The sequence below is a fragment of the Chryseobacterium sp. 2987 genome, assembly GCF_031456375.1.
In the GTDB taxonomy this organism is placed as follows: Bacteria; Bacteroidota; Bacteroidia; order Flavobacteriales; family Weeksellaceae; genus Chryseobacterium; species Chryseobacterium vaccae.
In genome coordinates this window covers 48,123-66,012 of the sequence record NZ_JAVDUN010000003.1, presented here as the reverse complement: position 1 = coordinate 66,012, position 17,890 = coordinate 48,123, and the positions used below count along the sequence as shown (strand labels likewise).

15 protein-coding genes are annotated in these 17,890 nt (G+C 37.4%); 9 read left to right on the top strand and 6 right to left on the bottom strand.

From position 1 onward, the window contains the following. Positions 1-13 precede the first annotated feature (13 nt). Together hemC and hemA are read right to left on the bottom strand one after the other, a co-directional pair. Positions 14-922, bottom strand: coding sequence for a hydroxymethylbilane synthase (hemC, locus tag J2Y40_RS09825; protein ID WP_153397182.1), 909 nt, complete (start codon positions 920-922; stop codon positions 14-16). After that, a complete protein-coding gene (gene hemA / locus J2Y40_RS09820) occupies positions 909-2,183 on the bottom strand; it encodes a glutamyl-tRNA reductase (protein ID WP_153397184.1) in 1,275 nt (424 codons plus the stop codon). Before hemA ends, hemC begins: the two co-directional genes overlap by 14 nt. Before the next feature lie 367 nt (positions 2,184-2,550). On the opposite strand from hemA, the gene J2Y40_RS09815 reads away from it, so the two are divergent. The 6 genes from J2Y40_RS09815 to J2Y40_RS09790 all read left to right on the top strand — a co-directional run bounded on the left by J2Y40_RS09815 (position 2,551) and on the right by J2Y40_RS09790 (position 8,885). Further along, the gene (locus J2Y40_RS09815; protein ID WP_027381028.1) at positions 2,551-3,576 is read left to right on the top strand and encodes a rod shape-determining protein; all 1,026 of its coding nucleotides are present in this window, start codon (positions 2,551-2,553) and stop codon (positions 3,574-3,576) included. A gap of 28 nt (positions 3,577-3,604) precedes the next feature. After that, entirely contained in the window at positions 3,605-4,459 is an 855-nt protein-coding gene (mreC, locus tag J2Y40_RS09810; RefSeq protein WP_153397186.1) for a rod shape-determining protein MreC, read from the top strand. After that, positions 4,452-4,958 carry a rod shape-determining protein MreD gene (locus J2Y40_RS09805; RefSeq protein ID WP_153397188.1) on the top strand — a complete coding sequence of 169 codons (507 nt, stop codon included), beginning with the start codon at positions 4,452-4,454 and terminating at the stop codon, positions 4,956-4,958. Before mreC ends, J2Y40_RS09805 begins: the two co-directional genes overlap by 8 nt. Continuing rightward, complete coding sequence (locus J2Y40_RS09800; protein WP_153397190.1) at positions 4,955-6,991, top strand: penicillin-binding protein 2; 2,037 nt, start codon at positions 4,955-4,957, stop codon at positions 6,989-6,991. Before J2Y40_RS09805 ends, J2Y40_RS09800 begins: the two co-directional genes overlap by 4 nt. Further along, positions 6,988-8,217: a rod shape-determining protein RodA gene (gene rodA, locus J2Y40_RS09795; protein WP_153397192.1), complete on the top strand. Its 1,230-nt coding sequence runs from the start codon at positions 6,988-6,990 to the stop codon at positions 8,215-8,217. Before J2Y40_RS09800 ends, rodA begins: the two co-directional genes overlap by 4 nt. Positions 8,218-8,303: 86 nt before the next feature. After that, on the top strand, positions 8,304-8,885 hold the full coding sequence (locus J2Y40_RS09790; RefSeq protein WP_309998681.1) for a pentapeptide repeat-containing protein: 582 nt from the start codon (positions 8,304-8,306) through the stop codon (positions 8,883-8,885). 186 nt (positions 8,886-9,071) lie between these two features. Here J2Y40_RS09790 and J2Y40_RS09785 read toward each other — a convergent pair whose 3' ends face one another. The 3 genes from J2Y40_RS09785 to J2Y40_RS09775 all read right to left on the bottom strand — a co-directional run bounded on the left by J2Y40_RS09785 (position 9,072) and on the right by J2Y40_RS09775 (position 12,894). Then, the gene (locus tag J2Y40_RS09785; RefSeq protein ID WP_153397196.1) at positions 9,072-9,782 is read right to left on the bottom strand and encodes a C40 family peptidase; all 711 of its coding nucleotides are present in this window, start codon (positions 9,780-9,782) and stop codon (positions 9,072-9,074) included. Positions 9,783-10,118: 336 nt separating this feature from the next. Then, the gene (locus J2Y40_RS09780) at positions 10,119-12,314 is read right to left on the bottom strand and encodes a glutamine synthetase III (protein ID WP_309998678.1); all 2,196 of its coding nucleotides are present in this window, start codon (positions 12,312-12,314) and stop codon (positions 10,119-10,121) included. A gap of 175 nt (positions 12,315-12,489) precedes the next feature. Then, the gene (locus J2Y40_RS09775; protein ID WP_309998676.1) at positions 12,490-12,894 is read right to left on the bottom strand and encodes a hypothetical protein; all 405 of its coding nucleotides are present in this window, start codon (positions 12,892-12,894) and stop codon (positions 12,490-12,492) included. A gap of 162 nt (positions 12,895-13,056) precedes the next feature. On the opposite strand from J2Y40_RS09775, the gene J2Y40_RS09770 reads away from it, so the two are divergent. The 3 genes from J2Y40_RS09770 to J2Y40_RS09760 all read left to right on the top strand — a co-directional run bounded on the left by J2Y40_RS09770 (position 13,057) and on the right by J2Y40_RS09760 (position 17,508). Then, positions 13,057-14,748, top strand: coding sequence for a DUF6909 family protein (locus J2Y40_RS09770; protein ID WP_153397200.1), 1,692 nt, complete (start codon positions 13,057-13,059; stop codon positions 14,746-14,748). 196 nt (positions 14,749-14,944) lie between these two features. Continuing rightward, positions 14,945-15,415: a DUF1572 domain-containing protein gene (locus J2Y40_RS09765; protein ID WP_153397202.1), complete on the top strand. Its 471-nt coding sequence runs from the start codon at positions 14,945-14,947 to the stop codon at positions 15,413-15,415. A 254-nt stretch (positions 15,416-15,669) separates the two neighbouring features. Further along, a complete protein-coding gene (locus tag J2Y40_RS09760) occupies positions 15,670-17,508 on the top strand; it encodes a M1 family metallopeptidase (protein ID WP_309998674.1) in 1,839 nt (612 codons plus the stop codon). An 84-nt stretch (positions 17,509-17,592) separates the two neighbouring features. Here J2Y40_RS09760 and J2Y40_RS09755 read toward each other — a convergent pair whose 3' ends face one another. Continuing rightward, complete coding sequence (locus tag J2Y40_RS09755) at positions 17,593-17,760, bottom strand: bacteriocin-like protein (protein ID WP_153397206.1); 168 nt, start codon at positions 17,758-17,760, stop codon at positions 17,593-17,595. Positions 17,761-17,890 lie beyond the last annotated feature (130 nt).

Sequence of the window (17,890 nt, the reverse complement as noted above, 5' to 3'; positions counted from 1 at the left end):
ATGTAAAATCAGTCTAGATCTGGCTTTTGATTTCCGCCATTAATTCTTTTCCTCCGTTCTCAAGAACAGCTTTTGCGAACTTTTCTCCAAAGTTTTCTGTTTCATTGTACTCGAAATTCTCATCAGTAGCAATACAGTTCTTTCCGTCCAGTGAACATAATGCTGCTTTAAAGCGAATCTGATTTTCGATGATTTCTGCAAAAGCGCCAATAGGGGCAGTACAACCTCCTTCCAGTGTGCTCAGGAAATTTCGTTCCATTTCTACACAAATCTGGGTGGATTTATGATTAATCTGCCTTAAGATTTCGTTGATTTCTTTTTTGTCAGAGTGTCCGGCCACTGCAATTACGCCCTGTGACGGAGCTGGGATCATCAGTGGAAGCATTTCATAATCAATGTCCATTTTCATCCTTTTGATTCCGGCTAAAGATAAGATGGTAGCATCAAAATCACCTTCCTCCAGTTTCTGAAGACGGGTTTGAATATTCCCACGGATATCTGAAAACTCAGCATTTGGATAATTTCTGAGCCAGAATGCTCTTCTTCTCAGGCTGCTTGTTGCCAGTTTAAGTTCGTGAAACTCTTTGTTTCGTGCTGATTCCTTACGAATAAGAACATCCTGTGGATAATCTCTTTCCAGATAAGCAATCAGCTCAATATTTTGAGGCAGCTGTGTAGGGACGTCTTTCAGAGAATGTACGGCAATATCGATCTCGTCATTTAATAATGCAACATCAAGATCTCTCGTAAAAACTCCTGTAATTCCCAAAGAATACAGCGGCTGGTTTAAGTTCTTATCGCCTGAAGATACGATAGGAACAATTTCCGTTAAATAATTATTATTTTGAAGGTGCCTCGCAACCTCCCTGGCCTGCCAAAGTGCAAGTGCGGAATTCCTTGTTCCGATTCTAATGCTTTTCATTGAATTCGTTGTTTGGTTGTTCAACTAATATTTCGTGCATTAATTTACTAATTTCTTCGGCTTTTAAAGGGTTGTCTATAATATATTTTGCAAAACGGTTGGTGATTTTCTGTATCATCTTATCAGAAAGCTCCATGTCCGTGATGTTTATGTATTTATTTTTTTTATAAAAATTATGCATTTCATTGCGTTCCATGTTTTTCAGAACGGCTTTGAAGTGGTGAATATTCGGAGCCAGTTTTCTTTTTTTCTCCCATTCAATAAAGTCTTTCATCAGTTCTTTGATGATCTTCTCTGCTTTTGGGATCTCTTTTTCCCGTTGCTGAATCGTTTCCTGAATCTGTTTGGAAAGTTCATCCACATCAATCAGCGTTACGTTTTCATTTTCGATAATATTTTTTTCCACGTTATGCGGGATGGAAAGATCTATTACCAGGGTTTCCTTTCCGTTGGGAAAATGAGACTTGTTAACGATGGGGTGTTTGGCTCCCGTTGCTACAATCAGGATATCCGTATTTCTAAGCTCCTTGTCAAAATCAGAATAATCAACATGAGGAATATTATATTTCTGAGAAATCTTTTCAGCCTTCTCCTGAGTTCGGTTAGCGATCTTTATTTTCGGCTGATAAACATGTTTTACCAGGTTTTCAACAGTATTCTGACCAATTTCTCCCACACCCAGAAGAAGAATATTTTTTTCAGTAATCCTTTTCTGACTGTTCAGGATGTAATGAACAGCGGCATAAGAAACAGAAGCAGCTCCGTTGGAAATGCCTGTTTCATTTTTAATTCTTTTCGAAATCTGGATCGCAGCATTGATTGCTCTTTCCAGATAAGGGTTTGAATTCTGCCTTTCTTTCTTAAAACGGCTGTATGCTTTTTTTATCTGCCCGATAATCTCAAAATCTCCAATAATCTGGCTTTCCAGTCCCGCGGCTACTCTGAACAGATGGATCAGCGCTTCTTCTTTGGTGAGAATATTGGCAAACTGAAGAAAATCGGTTAGATGTACTCCGATAGTTTTGCAGTATTCCTCTGCCACCAGAAGATAATTGGGCGAAGTGGTGTAGATTTCGGTTCTGTTACAGGTAGAAACCACAAAAGCATCACCAAGATCCTCATTGTGGATTCGGGTAACGAAGTTTTTAATATTCTCATCAAAGAATGCAAACTTGCCTCTGGTTTCTACATCAGCCTTCTCGTAGCTGATGGAAAGCACTGCAAAATTCGATGTTTGATGGATGTTGGAATACTGTAACATAAGCAGTCGCAAATTTACGTTTTTTTTCATTAACCGTCCTCTGATAATGTATATGATAATTATCGTAAAAAACTATTTGACTACATCCGATTATTGGTGCTTTTTATTAAATTGATAGAATAGAAGAAAGCTGAAAAAACAATTTATCGCCCCTAGCAAATGAACAGATTTGCGAATTTTTCCGTGATTTTGCCTTTCCTCCCCCTTTCCATGAATTTTAGTTTAAATCAGGCTCTGTAAATGATTAGGGCAAAAGTTAATAAATGATTGTAAATTTTAATAAAACTTTAACCAAATTATATGCTCGTTAAATTTCTTTAGTAGTGTTAAATTTATATCTTTGTAAACTTAAAATCAGAAGAAAAATATGAGTTTATTCGATATGTTTACGCAAGAAATTGCGATAGACCTTGGTACTGCCAATACCCTTATCATCCATAATAATAAAATTGTTATAGATCAGCCGTCAATTGTCGCAATTGAACGTTCTACGGGTAGACCGATTGCTGTCGGGGAGCAGGCTAAACATATGCAGGGTAAAACTCACGAAGATATTAAGACTATTCGTCCGCTAAAGGATGGAGTTATTGCAGATTTCCATGCTTCGGAGCATATGATCAAAGAATTTATCAAAAAAATTCCTGGAATTAAAGGTAAATTCATTCAGCCGGCACTAAGAATTGTGATCTGTATTCCTTCTGGTATTACTGAAGTTGAAAAAAGAGCCGTAAGAGACTCGGCACAGAAAGTAAATGCAAAAGAAGTAAGGCTAATTTATGAACCAATGGCTGCTGCAATAGGAGTAGGAATTGATGTTCAGAAGCCTGAAGGAAATATGATCATCGATATAGGTGGAGGTACTACCGAGATTGCTGTAGTGGCTTTAGGAGGTATTGTATGTGATAAATCTGTGAAAATTGCAGGAGATGTATTTACCAACGATATTGCTTATTATTTAAGAACTCACCATAACCTTTACATCGGAGAAAGAACAGCAGAAAGAATCAAAATTGAAGTAGGTTCTGCGGTTGAAGATCTTGATGTGGATATTGAAGATATTCCGGTACAGGGAAGAGATCTTATCACAGGTAAGCCAAAAGAGATCATGGTGGGATACAAAGAAATTGCACGTGCATTGGATAAATCCATCATCAGAATTGAAGATGCCGTAATGGAAACACTTTCCCTTACACCGCCGGAACTGGCAGCTGATATCTATAAAACAGGTATTTATCTTGCTGGTGGAGGTGCATTATTGAGAGGTCTTGCAGACAGATTACACAAAAAGACCGGTCTTCCTGTTTTTGTAGCAGAAGATCCGTTGAGAGCTGTAGTACGCGGAACCGGTATCGCCCTTAAGAATATGGATAAATTCAATTTCTTAATTAAATAATTTTAACTTTTTACGACTTTATATCTGAATGGGATTTTTGCTGAGATTATTTTCGAAGAACGCTCTTTTTGTCTTCTTTATATTTCTGCAAATTATTGCTCTCATTTTGATATTCTCTAAAAACGCCATGCAGAGATCCTGGATTGCGGGCCAAACGGCTGCGCTGAATTCCTGGGTTTCCGGTTATATTGATGAAGGGGTTTCTTATCTGAAGCTGAAACAGACCAATGAGGATCTTGTAGCACAGAATAAAGCTCTGATGACCGAACTTTACGGTAAGGAAGGAGCAAAGAATCCCATGTTCAGAAAAGTTCATGATACTTTAGGTGGTGGACAGATCTATACTTTTGTTGATGGTGAAATTGTTTTCAACAGTATCAACAGAAGAAATAACTATTTTACAATTAATCGTGGCCGTAGAGACGGGGTTTTTCCTCAAATGGGGGTAATGGCTCCTAGGGGTATCGCGGGGATTGTGATCAATTCTACAGACAGTTATGCATTGGTTCAGTCTGTATTAAGTGTCAATACAATCAGAATTAATGCTGCCCTTAAAAATTCCGGATATTTTGGAACATTAACGTGGAATGGAGATAATTCCAGAGTGATGCACCTTGCAGATATTCCTAAATATGTTGCTTTAAAAATAGGAGACACCGTTGTTACAGATGGAAAATCTGCTATTTTTCCAAAAGGGGTAACGATAGGAACTATTGCCGGATATTCAGTAGACAATAAAACAGGCTTCTGGGATATCTCAGTAGAGCTGAGTGAAAAAATGGGAGCGTTGAATAAAGTGTATGTCGTGAAAAACCTGAAAAAAGCTGAAGTGCAGAAAATTCAGGACACGATGCAGGCTGTAATAAAAAAGGAAAATGATTAGCAGGACTTTATTTACCGATATATTGATCATGATTTTTCTTGTTGCATTACAGATTTTTGTATTGAACAGGATTACTATTTTTGGGAAATATACTCCGGTATTATATCCTGTATTTGTAATGTTTTATCCCTTTTTCAGAAATAAATTTCAGTTTTTAGCGCTAAGCTTTTTAATAGGGCTTTCTGTAGATGGGTTCCTCAACACATGGGGAATCAATGCTTTTGCAACAACACTTATTGCGTATTTCAGAACATTAATCTTCAGAACTTCTACAGATACATCTACAGACTTTTTTTCTTTTCAGTCCCTTCAATGGGCGCAATTTTTGCTGTTTCTGTTTTCCAGTATCTTCCTGCATCAGCTTGTAGTGCAGTATATTGAATTTTTTAAGTTTAGCAGGTTTTTTGAAATATTACTTAATGTTGTGATAACAAGTATAATTTCCTTTATATTTATCGTTATTTATGCATTAATATTTAAAATCAAACAAAAAGTTTGAACACACGTTATTTAAAAATCTTTTCCATTCTCGTTGTTATCGCTCTTATTTTTGTAGCGAGGCTTGCCTATTTACAGCTGTTTACAGACCGGTATGCTCTGAATGCAGCTAATACTTCCATTAAGACAGAATATGTAATCCCGCAGAGAGGGGTTATTTTTGACAGGAACGGAAAGATCCTGGTAGGAAATCAGCCTGCCTATGAAATTTCATTTACCCAGGCCCTGATGAAGCCTGATTTTGATACCTTGGGTTTCTGCGGGCTTATGCAGATTTCTAAAAATGACTTTATCAACAGAATCAATCTTATTAAAAAAGAAAAATATTATTCAAAGCTGACCCCTATGACGTTTATCAAAAACCTCAGCAGGGAAGATATTGCAAGAGTACAGGAAATCATTTTCAAATATCCGGCATTCAGCATTGTTTCGAGACCTCAGCGTCAGTATGAAGTTTCTACTTCCGGAAACCTTCTGGGGTATACCAGTGAGGTGAATGAACGTGAAATAAAAAAAGATTCTGTATACTATTTACCGGGAGATTTCATCGGAAAAACAGGAGTTGAAAAATCTTATGAAAAAGAACTTCGTGGAGTAAAAGGGGTGAAATATATCCAAAAAGATATCAAGCTCCGAAATATTGGTTCTTATAAAAACGGATCTTTAGATAAAGATGTAATTACAGGTAAAGATATTACGTTAACCATTGATTATGATCTTCAGAGAACAGCTGAAGAAATGTTGGTCAACAAACACGGTGCAATTGTAGCTTTGGATCCTAATAATGGAGAAGTATTGGTTGCAGCAACCGGACCGGATATTGATCCGAACCTTTTCACAGGGCCCTATAAGTCAAAAAATTTATATGCCCTATCAAAAGATACTCTTTACGAAAACAAGCCTACTTTTGACCGTTCTTTACAGGCCGGATACCCTCCGGGATCAACGTTCAAATTGTTGACTGCCCTGGCGGCAATGCAGATGGGAGTTATGGATGAAAAGACTATTTTTCCTTGTGGAGGCGGATTTTTCTATAAAGGTAAAAGAATTAAAGGTCATGGTGGGGCAGATCCGCTGATTCCTTCAATTCAGGTTTCCAGTAACTGTTTCTTCACTTATGCGTTTATTGCAATCATCAAAAAATATCCGGGAAATCCGTCAAAAGGTGTTGATGAATGGAAAAAGATCATGAGCAGTTTTGGAGTTGGTGAATTCTTGAATAATGATTTTGCCGTGGGTGCAAAAGGAAGAATCCCTTCAGGAGACTTTTATGAGAAAAGGTTTAAAGCCATCATGAAGGCAAGTGGTTCCCAGAGAACTGATTTTAAAAACTGGGATGAAATGTCAACCGGTGCTATTTATAACGGGATGGGGCAGGGAGATGTTTTGGTAACCCCAATTCAGCTGGCCAATTATGTAGCAGCTATTGCTAACAAAGGATGGTATTATACCCCTCATATTGTAAAAGCAATTGATGGAAAACCAAATCCTGATCCAAGATTTAAGGTTAAACATAAAACCCTGGTTGATGAAAAACACTTCGAACCGGTTCTGAAAGGTATGGAAGCGGTAGTTCTGAGAGGAACGGCAAGAGGGTTGAAATCCAACGACTTTACACAATTAGCTAAAACAGGTACAGCTCAGGTTCCGCAAGGAAAAGATAATTCTATTTTTGTATTGATTGCCCCGGCTGATAAACCTAAAATTGTTGTAGTGGCAGTAATGGAGCATGCCGGATTTGGAGCTACGTGGGCCGGGCCGGCTTGTACGGTAATTGCTGAAAAATATATTACAGGTGACTTGAAAAGAGAGAATCTGTATAAAAAGATGATTACCTCGAGTTTCATGCCTGAGTATAAAAGGCAATGGATTGCAGATTTAAAACGTAAAGGTTTATATGTTGATCCTAAACCTGATTCAATCAAGCAAAAAAGAATAAAAGATAGTCTGGAGCGGGTGAAGCAGCAAAAAGCCAAACTTCAGAAAAAGATAGACGAAGAAACTAAAAATAACAAAAAACCTATAAAGCAATGAAGTGGGCAGAAGGAATAGATAAATTAGGTCTCGGACTGTATTTCCTGCTTTGCATTTTTGCTATTGCCAATATTTACAGTGTTGATCAGAAGCTGGGAGAAAAGCAGCTTGTATTCTTTTGTATTTCTTTGTTTGTAGGGCTTGTGATATTTGTAGGAAGAAGTAAGTTCTTCGAAAATATGGCAGGAATAATCTATATAGGCGGGGTTCTGCTGCTGATTGGTTTGTTTCCTTTTGGAAAAGAGATCTTGGGACAGAAGAACTGGTATAAGTTCGGAAGCTTTACCATGCAGCCTGTAGAATTTGCAAAAATAGGAACCGCTCTGATGCTGGCGAACTATGTTTCCGGACCAGACTTTAATCTTAAAAATAAAAAATCCCTTTGGACAGCACTTGCTGTTATAGGAATTCCTGCGGCTGTGGTGCTTGCTATTCCTGATGTAGGTTCCATGCTTGTATTTATAGCCTTTTTTATTGCTTTATACAGAGAAGGACTTAGCGGAATGCTGTTTGGGGTTGGATTTATTTTCGCAGGAGTATTTCTTGTTTCCCTGGCCATTCCTCCTCTGTATGTCGTTATTACGATATTGATTATTGCCGGAGTTTTAATCGCCATGAACTACCATAGAATGTCATGGGATGTGATTTCTATTTCAGGTATTTCGGGATCTATTCTTCTGCTTTGCGGACTAGCCTTTGGATCACCTTATATTCTGGAAAAGCTTCCTAAGCACCAGAGAGAGAGAATTGAAGTGCTTTATAAAGGAGAAAAAGCATTCCGGGATACTTCAGGGTATAACTTATTATATTCAAAAACAGCAATCGGATCTGGAGGACTGACCGGAAAAGGATACCGCGAAGGATCTGTAACACAGGGGAAATTCGTTCCGGAACAGGAGACAGATTATATTTTCTGTACTGTTGGAGAAGAATGGGGTTTTATAGGAAGTGCTGTGCTGGTTTTATGTTATATGGTCTATATCGGACGGATCTACTATCTTGCAGAACGCCAGAAATCCACTTTTAACAGGGTGTTCGGCTATTGTTTTGCCTCGATTCTGCTGATGCACTTTTCAATCAATTTAGGGATGGTTATGGGGCTTTTCCCTACCGTAGGAATTCCGCTCCCGTATTTCAGTTACGGAGGAAGTTCTTTGCTGGCTTTCTCTATGATGACTTTTATTTTCTTTAAGCTGAACTATTCAGACAAAAATAGTCTTGTTTAGCAATAAGTTTTTTATTCAATAGAAATTACAACAATCCATATTTAAATTTTGAGGAAGATTATTCTCAATATAATTCCTGTTTACTTATGAAAGATATATATGCAGTTGACCAAAACTTCGAGAATACAGACCTTGTCCAGTCTCCATTGGAAAAAGGAGAGTATGAAAACTGTACTTTCAGCAACTGCAATTTTGAATATACAGATCTCTCCGGTTTTACGTTCACGGATTGTGAATTTTTGGGCTGTAATCTCAGTATGGTAAAGCTGGCCCATACCGCTTTCCGAAATGTTTATTTTAAAGAATGTAAAATGCTGGGTCTTCAGTTCAGTGAATGCAACGGATTTGGCCTTTTCTTCAGGTTTGAAGATTGTATGCTGAATAACTCTGTGTTTTACGGAACTTCTATAAAAAAGACACTTTTTAAAAATTCAAAATTAATTGAAGTAGATTTCACAGATTGTGATCTTTCAAATTCTGTTTTGAAAGGATGTGATCTTTCCGGAGCCGTTTTCGATCATTCTAACCTTGAAAAAGCCGATTTGCGGTCATCGTTCAATTATTCTATAGATCCTGTCGTAAATAGGCTTAAAAAAGCTAAATTCTCTTTGTCTGAAGTATATGGTCTGCTGTATAAGCTGGATATTGAAATCGATAAGGGCAATTAACAGTCTGGAAATTGGATTAAGCATTCAATTCAATAGAAATGGGCGTTACTCCATTCATTCATAAAGATACATTCACCTGGCTTTAGCCGAAACCTCAATACAGACATTATAATTATTCAGCAAGACACAATAAAAAAACCGTCAGGATTTTCTGACGGCTTCATTATTTAAATCAATTATTTAAAATTAAAAACTTGCAGTGGCTGCTGGAGTGGCAGATGCTAAATTATTGTAAGCATCTCCGTTTTCATTGATTACTCTTTTTGCGAATCTGTATTTAGGTCCCCAATAAGAATCATTCAGTGACGAAACCATCACTCCTTTTGAAGTGGCAGCGTGAATAAATTTCACCTCGCCCTCTTCAGTAACACTTTCTACAATACCTACGTGAGAGATTCTTCTTCCGTGTGAGAAGAAAATAAGATCTCCTTTCTGAAGGTTTTCTTTTTCAATTCTTTCACCTTCCTGAGCCTGGGAAGCAGCTACTCTTGGTAAGCTTAATCCTGCCGCAGCTCCGAATACAGAAAGAACGAAAGCTGAACAATCTATACCTTTTCTGGTCATTCCTCCGTATCTGTAAGGAGTTCCAAGGTAAGTTTCAGCTTCTGTAAGAATGTTGTCGATAGTTTTATTGTATTTGACTGCTTTTGCAATCTCAGAATTTTTAATAGCCTTTTTCGCGTTGGCGATAGATGCCGCTTTTTCAGCAAGGAAAGAATCGATGAGTCTCTGCTTATCCTGCTCCATTTTCTTGTTGTCAATAGAAGCTAGTTTGGCATCTGTTTTGTATTCTTTAGTGTAAGTTGCTGGTTGTGAAACTACATAATTTGTAGCGCAAGACTGTAATGAAACTGTAGAAACTAAAGCAACTAAATAAAACAAAACTCTTTTCTTCATATATATTTGATTATCCGTGTTAAAAGGAATATTTATTTTCAAAAGCATTACAAAAGTAGAGATTCCGAGCAAAAGACCCCTGATATGATAATTGTCAGGATCTTATTTTAACACTATTTAACATATTATTTAAGTATGTTAAAGAAAAACAAACCGCAACCGCCTGTTTTTGGTAAGTCTGCGGTTTTTTTTATTAAGATTCTTTAACAAACGCTATCGATTTTCTTCTATAAATCATGGTTTGTGAATTTAAACTCCAATTTTTCAGGATGTTAACAAAACAAAAAAATCCCCGGAAAACCGAGGATTTAAAACTAATATGGAACTTTACAGATGTTATTTTGTAAATAACATTTCTCTATATTTAGTCATTGGCCAAAGTTCATCATCTACCATCATTTCAAGATCATCAGAAGCGTCTCTGATCGCATCGAATAATGGTTTTACTTTGTTGCAGTAATCTTCTGCCTGCTTCTGACTATCTGATATGGCTTTCGCTGTTTCTCTCGCTTTAATAAGGTCTTCAACCCCTAATTTAATTTTAGCAACATTTTCAGAAATGCTTGTAATTAAACTCATCTGTTCTTTTGCCAGTGATTTGAATTCCTTGTCTCCGAAAATCTCTTTTAATCCTTTAACGTTCTCAATTAATCGGTTCTGATAATTTAAAGCAGAAGGAATAATGTGGTTTCTTGCGATATCACTTAATACCCTTGCTTCAATATCAATTACCGTGGAATATTTTTCTAATTTGATCTCGTTTCTGGCTTCAACTTCTCTGTGCGTGAACACACCAACTTCTTCATAAAGATCAAGGAACTTTTTGTTCATTTCCTGCTTAAGAGCTTCAGGAGTGGTTTTTAAGTTGTTCAGGCCTCTCTTTTTTGCTTCTTTAGCCCAGTCGTCAGAATATCCGTCTCCTTCAAACATAATGTTTTTACATTGCTTGATGTATTCTCTTAATACGTTGAAGATTGCTTCATCTTTCTTAAGGCCTGTTTCAATAAGAGCATCCACCTCTTTTTTGAAGTCATTCAGTTGCTTGGCTGCGATGGTATTCATTACCGTCATAGATTCTGCACAGTTGGCAGAAGAACCTACCGCTCTGATCTCAAATTTATTTCCTGTAAACGCAAAAGGAGAAGTTCTGTTTCGGTCTGTATTATCAAGAAGGATCTCAGGAATTTTTCCTACAACGTTTAATTTTAATTCTGTTTTTTCTTCCGGGCTCAGTTTTCCGTTGGTTACTTTTTCAAGTTCTTCCAACACGCTGAACAGCTGGCTTCCGATAAATACGGAAATGATTGCAGGAGGTGCTTCATTAGCTCCAAGTCTGTGGTCGTTGCTTGCTGATGCAATGCTGGCTCTTAAAAGATCAGCGTATTCATATACAGCCTTAATGGTATTCACGAAGAAGGTAAGGAACTGTAAGTTTTTCTTAGGATTTTTTCCCGGGCTTAAAAGATTTTCTCCAGTATCTGTCGCTAAAGACCAGTTGTTGTGCTTTCCGCTTCCGTTTACTCCTGCGAATGGTTTTTCGTGAAACAGAATGTGGAAATGGTGCTTGTGTGCTACTCTTGCCATGATGTCCATCAATAAAGAGTTGTGATCTACTGCAACGTTAACTTCTTCAAACATCGGAGCCAGCTCAAACTGGTTGGGTGCTACTTCATTATGTCTCGTAGTTACCGGAATTCCCAGTTTCATACACTCAATTTCCAGTTCTTTCATAAAGTTCATTACCCTTGTAGGAATAGAACCGAAGTAGTGGTCATCCAGCTGCTGTCCTTTTGCTGGAGAGTGTCCTAATAATGTTTTCCCTGTGATCACAAGGTCAGGACGTGATTGGTATAATGCAGAGTCAACTAAGAAATATTCCTGCTCCCAGCCTAAAGTAGGAGTTACCTTCGTTACGTTTTTGTCAAAATACTGCATAACGCTGGTTGCAGCTTCATCTACAGCATTCAAAGCTCTTAAAAGAGGGGCTTTATAATCCAGAGTTTCCCCGGTATAAGAAATGAAGATCGAAGGAATACAAAGGGTTGTTCCCATGATGAATGCAGGAGAAGTAGGATCCCATGCGGTATAACCTCTTGCCTCGAAAGTATTTCTGATTCCTCCGTTCGGAAAAGAAGAAGCATCCGGTTCCTGCTGAATCAGTAAGTTACCGCTGAATCTTTCAATCGCTCTGCCTCCTTCAATCGGGGTGAAGAAAGAATCGTGCTTTTCAGCAGTCGTTCCTGTCAAAGGCTGAAACCAGTGAGTATAGTGGGTTACTCCTTTGCTCATCGCCCAGTCTTTCATTGCTACAGCTACCTGGTCTGCAATATGTCTCTGGATCTTAGTTCCTTTCTTTACAGCATCCATAATAGACTGGAATGCTTCCTTTGTCAGATATTCTCTCATAGTTTCTTCTGAGAAAACATTCTGGCAGAATAATTCTGACAGTTTCACCGGAACCTCAACCGAGTTGTCTCTTCTGAAGTCCTTAAATGGAAGGGTTTCTAACGCTTTGAATCTTAAAGTTGACATAATAAGGTTAATTTTGTAGGGCAAATTTACAAAAAAAATGAATTGAAAATGTTTTTACCCTAAAAAAAATAAGGGGTGTTTTGAAATTTTATTTAATTTTTGCGTGATAGTGGTGTTTTTGATAGGGTGTGAATGATATATTGTTATTATATCAGTATGAAGATAGGAGCATTATTCAATTTTTAAGATCTTTTCTGAAAATAAAAAGGAATATGGTCAGAAAAATGAGAAATGAACAGATAAAGTCCTTTAAACAATGAGTGTCATAAGTACCGGAAGTGTATAGTATCATATTGGTTATGATAATGGTAATTAAATAGGCTGCAACTTTTTTCAGGGAAATGATTTCCGTTATGATGAGCATAACTGCCATTTGAATGACAATCATCAACGGAAACCTTTCAAACATTCCATAGATCCCGGGAAAGAAAGCAAACAGCATTACTTTAGTTATATGAAAGAGATCGGGCTTTTCTTCAAACTCGAACAGAAAGAATACCGCTCTTATGGGATAATATATAAAAATATGACTGAGCCATATCTTCCAGAAAAGAGAAATTTTAGTGATTATGTTTTTCATGAAGTTAAAGAGTTGCTGCAGTAGACCTGTCCGAATATAAATATAAGAAGAAGCTACCATATTTCAAATATGTCTTTCTGTCAGTACGTTTTAAACAACTTATTAAAAGATAGTTAAAATAAGTTGAGCGGAGATTTTGTATATTTGTGTGAAATTTATTTTATGACAAATTCTAGAGCAAGAGAAACAACAGAGGCTATTGAAAGATTATATATCTCTATGAGACACTTATTTTATAGAGGATTTTTCAAGCCTGGAGGTGTTTCGGGAGAGAGCATCAGAAGCTTGCTGAAAACAATCAACCCGGAGATTTACGGTACGATGAATATTCCCAATAAGCTGGAGCTGGATGGTTTGATGTATGTTTTAGACAGGCTTCCGGAAGGGATTGAAGAATGCGCTTTTATTCATCTTACATCGGATGAAGGGTTTGATAAAGGAAGTTTCGAACCAATTGTACCTAAAAAGAGAAGAAGAAACTGTTATAGAATAGACGAACACCAGATGAATATTGAGGTTCTTTTGGGCCGTTCCGAAATTTATGACATTCTTACCCACCTTACCTTCTTATTTATAGAAGCTGATAAAATCCGTAACCTGGCTTTCATCAAGGATGAAAACTGGAAGCCTACACGCGCCTTCAAAATTATTGAAGAAGTGGTGAAGGGCGAAAAGAAGTTCAGCAGAAAAGAAAAAGAAGTGGCCCTTATCCACCTTTCTTCTTTAATAGGAAGAACTTTTGACGAAACATTAAACGCTTATAATACGTTCGGGGATGATCAGAATCCTGACCGTCTGTTTAAAATCATCTACAACTTAGGTAAAGTAAGTCTAGAGGATGCTAAACAAACCAGAGAAAGAGAAATTCACTTCAGCGCTATATTAAAGGAAAGAGTAGGGCATCATTATTTTGGTGAAAAATGGGCCAATACAGTAAAAGACGTTTTGTTTGAAAATAACCTTCACATGCGTCCTCTGCATATTATTTCTGCCAATATGCACTCTGTAAAAAATATGCTGTATGCCAATGATGCATTAAAGAAAAAACAGACCAAAGAGGTAGATTATAAACTGTACGGTGATATTTCCGATAAAAAAGAACTTCGTGACAAGGTTTCCAAATATGCCTTGGAGGAAGGAATGATTTATATTAATGATAAGAGCGGAAGTAATATTGATGTTCAGATCATTGACCTAAGCAAAACAGATCTTAAAAACACACCGTTCGGAGATCTTAAATTCGGAGGAGATGATGTGGTAATGGTCTTTGACTACGCCTTTGGTGAGCAGGCTTATGAAGTAATGGATGAGCTGCTGAGGCCTTACGAGCATAAAGGAGAAGTTTACATGATGAAAGTAAAGTCTGTTTCCATTATGGGTAAAGCGGGAATTCTTGCCGGAGGAAAAGGAGATATTATGATTCCTACGTCCCACATTTTTGAAGGTACAGCAGATAACTATCCTTTTGAAAACGCCCTGAAGCTTGATGATTTTATAGATGATGAACTGAAAGCTTTTGAAGGCCCGATGATCACGGTTTTAGGAACATCACTTCAGAACAGGGATATTCTTTCCTATTTTATGAATACTTCATGGAAAGCAATTGGTCTTGAAATGGAAGGAGCACATTATCAGAAAGCCATTCAGGTAGCTTCCAAGATCAGACACCATATTTCACCGGATCTGTTTGTAATGTATGCTTATTATGCTTCAGATAATCCTTTGGAAACAGGAAGTACACTATCTTCAGGAGGTTTGGGCCTTACAGGAGTAAAGCCAACCTATCTGATTACTTTAAGAATCCTTGAAAAGATTTTACAAAGCGGAAAGAAAGAAGTTTCGGCTAAAAAATAATTGTAATTAAAATTATAAAAATTAACCTCAGATGTTTTTGCATTTGAGGTTTTTTGTTTTTAGATCCAAATAATTACAGGGTTAATATATAGATCCAGAAGAAATATTCAGGAAAAATCTGCATAATCTGCCTAATCATAGAGTTAGAAACAATTCTTTAATTGCTTATCTTTAGGAAAATCAAAATATCAAAATCATGAGCTCAGCTTCACAATTAGCTAAAAGATTCAGGGAAGTCCTGCTGGATGGTCTCTGGATTGCCAATACCAATTATAAAAACCAGCTTTCTGATGTTAGCTGGGAACAGGCGGTCACAAGAGTAGGTTCTTTAAATACGATAGCAATGCTCACCTTTCATATCCATTATTATATAGCAGGAGTTAAGAATGTTCTTGAAGGGGGTGAACTCGAAATAAAAGACCAGTTCAGTTTTGATCTTACCCCTATTGAATCTCAGGAGCAATGGGAAGAACTGTTGAATAAATTGTGGACGGATTCGGAAAGATTTGCATTATTGGTGGAGCAGATACCCGATGATAAAATAGATGAGGTTTTCGTGGATGAAAAATACGGAACCTACCGAAGAAATATAGACGGGATGATTGAACACGCTTACTACCATTTGGGACAGATTACTCTGATCAGAAAATTGCTTTCTGATATCTAAAGCTGAACACCTGTCTTCATAATATAAAATCCATTTGCGAATACACTGCGTTCGTAATTGAGCTGGACACAGTATAAGTTGCTTCTGAATGAGAAGGAAATTTAAAGAATAATACTGAAAAAATATAACTCACAAACATTTAACAAATCAGATAAAAATCAATCTAAAACCATAATGAACAGAATAAAGCCTCGGATAACTCCTATTTGAGGCTTTTATTTAATTTACCTACCTTTAGAAAAAATAAATTTTAAATGAAAAAATCGGTTGCAATCCTTTTTGCGTTTATCATTTCACAATTTCATGCCCAACAGGGCCCTTATTATCAGCAGGCTGCGAAGTACAGAATGGAGATTGATGTTAATGCTGAAAAATTTACCTATCAGGGAACCCAGACTTTAGAATATACTAATAACTCACCGGACGAACTGAAGGTGGTGTATTTCCATCTGTACTGGAATGCCTTTAAACCGAATTCTATGATGGATCAGAGAGTAGTCGGTCAGGGAAAAAACGGAGATTCAAGGCTTCAGAAAGACGGCATTTCAAGATTGGCTTCTATTCCTAAAGAGGAAGAAGGCGCTCAGAATATTCACTGGATCAAACAGAATGGTAAAAATCTGAAATTTGAGATCCAGGAAACGGTAATGAAAGTATACCTCGCAGAACCCATTAAACCGAATTCCACAACAACTTTCACAATGGATTGGGATGCTGTCATTCCACAACAGATCAGAAGGAGCGGAAGAAATAATAAAGAAGGTGTGGATATGACCATGACCCAGTGGTATCCGAAAATTGCAGAATATGATTATGACGGATGGGCCACTTTTGATTATATCGGACGAGAATTTCATGCTCCGTTTGCCGACTTTGATGTAACGATTAAAATCAATAAAGATTACGTTGTGGGAGCAGGAGGAATCCTTGAAAATCCTGCAGAAGTGAAAGGCTATACCGCTGACGCTAAAATCAAAGCAGACAAAAATAAAAAAGCAGTCTGGAAATGGACCGCGAAAAATATCCTGGATTTTGCATGGAGCGCAGACAGAGACTACTCTGTTGAAAACTTTGATGTTCCGGAAGGCCCGAAAGTATATCTGGTCTATCAAAAAAATGATAAAACTAAAGTATGGGCGGAAGCACAGCCCTATATCACCAAATATTTCCAGATGATGAATACGCATTTCGGAAAATATGTTTATCCGACATATGCATTTATCCAGGGAGGTGACGGAGGAATGGAATACGGAATGTGTACCATGATTTTAGGAGAAGCCAAAAGTATAAAAGATTTAATGGGATTAATGGCCCACGAAGGTGCCCATTCCTGGTATCAGCAGATGCTGGCAACCAATGAGCCGATGCGCCCGTGGATGGATGAAGGATTTACAAGTTATGCAGAAGGATTTGTGATGCATCAGCTATTTCCTGAAGATCTTCCCAATCCTTTTTATAAAACATTAGATGCTTACAGGAAGTTCCTGAAGAAGGGGATTGAAGAGCCTGCAGTATGGCTGGGAGATCATCATGATAACGGTACATCCTATACGTATGCCTCTTATGTGAAAGGAGAATTATACCTGGTGCAGCTGGGTTATATTATGGGTGAAGAGAATCTGGCAGAAACCTTAAAGCAGTATTATGATCAATGGCATCTGAAACATCCGTCAGACAGGGATTTCCTTCACATTGCACAGAAGGTTTCCGGAATGGATCTTAAGTGGTTCCATCATTACTGGATCAATACAACAAAAACTATTGATTACGGAATTAAGGATGTGAAATATGATGCAAAATCTACAACGATTACGTTGGTCAATAACGGACAGGTTCCTATGCCGATCGACTTCAGTATTGTGACTGCAGATAAAAAAATTATCAACTACCAGATTCCTGTGAATTTGACGCATACATGGAAAGAAAAGGACATCTATGGTGATTTAAAAACCCAACCGTACTGGCCTTGGACTCAGAAAGAATATATACTGACTATTCCTTATACAAAATCACAATTAGCCGCCATGGCTGTTGATTTCAGCCAGAGAATGGCCGATGTTAATCCGGAAGATAACTTTGTTGAGGTGAAATAACCGGCAAAAATTAAAAAAGGGGGAGTATTGAAAAATATTCCCTTTTTTAATGGATAAAAATGAGATTAATGACTATAATATTCCTTATGAATGACAATCTTTATAGGATCTAAAGCATAGCTCTTTACATGGGTCAGGCGGGCATACGGTTCCGGGACATCGTGCGGGTATTCCGCTTGGCATAGGGCATAAAACATCACCGCCAATGATAGATTTTAATCCGCTTCTGGAAAGTTTTTTTAAGTTTTTCATAATGATTAATTGATTAGTGATGCTCAAATGTAAAGAGCTATAAAGAAAATTAATAAGCTCAATAAGCAACTGCGGAGGGTTTTTTAGTAAGTGAAACGAGAATTGTGCTAAATGCATTAACAACGATCTT

Coding starts and splice junctions, on each gene's coding strand:
- hemC (WP_153397182.1), bottom strand. CDS start 922: ATGAAAAGCATTAGAATCGGAACAAGGAATTCCGCACTTGCACTTTGG.
- hemA (WP_153397184.1), bottom strand. CDS start 2,183: ATGTTACAGTATTCCAACATCCATCAAACATCGAATTTTGCAGTGCTT.
- J2Y40_RS09815 (WP_027381028.1), top strand. CDS start 2,551: ATGAGTTTATTCGATATGTTTACGCAAGAAATTGCGATAGACCTTGGT.
- mreC (WP_153397186.1), top strand. CDS start 3,605: ATGGGATTTTTGCTGAGATTATTTTCGAAGAACGCTCTTTTTGTCTTC.
- J2Y40_RS09805 (WP_153397188.1), top strand. CDS start 4,452: ATGATTAGCAGGACTTTATTTACCGATATATTGATCATGATTTTTCTT.
- rodA (WP_153397192.1), top strand. CDS start 6,988: ATGAAGTGGGCAGAAGGAATAGATAAATTAGGTCTCGGACTGTATTTC.
- J2Y40_RS09790 (WP_309998681.1), top strand. CDS start 8,304: ATGAAAGATATATATGCAGTTGACCAAAACTTCGAGAATACAGACCTT.
- J2Y40_RS09785 (WP_153397196.1), bottom strand. CDS start 9,782: ATGAAGAAAAGAGTTTTGTTTTATTTAGTTGCTTTAGTTTCTACAGTT.
- J2Y40_RS09780 (WP_309998678.1), bottom strand. CDS start 12,314: ATGTCAACTTTAAGATTCAAAGCGTTAGAAACCCTTCCATTTAAGGAC.
- J2Y40_RS09775 (WP_309998676.1), bottom strand. CDS start 12,894: ATGAAAAACATAATCACTAAAATTTCTCTTTTCTGGAAGATATGGCTC.
- J2Y40_RS09770 (WP_153397200.1), top strand. CDS start 13,057: ATGACAAATTCTAGAGCAAGAGAAACAACAGAGGCTATTGAAAGATTA.
- J2Y40_RS09765 (WP_153397202.1), top strand. CDS start 14,945: ATGAGCTCAGCTTCACAATTAGCTAAAAGATTCAGGGAAGTCCTGCTG.
- J2Y40_RS09760 (WP_309998674.1), top strand. CDS start 15,670: ATGAAAAAATCGGTTGCAATCCTTTTTGCGTTTATCATTTCACAATTT.
- J2Y40_RS09755 (WP_153397206.1), bottom strand. CDS start 17,760: ATGAAAAACTTAAAAAAACTTTCCAGAAGCGGATTAAAATCTATCATT.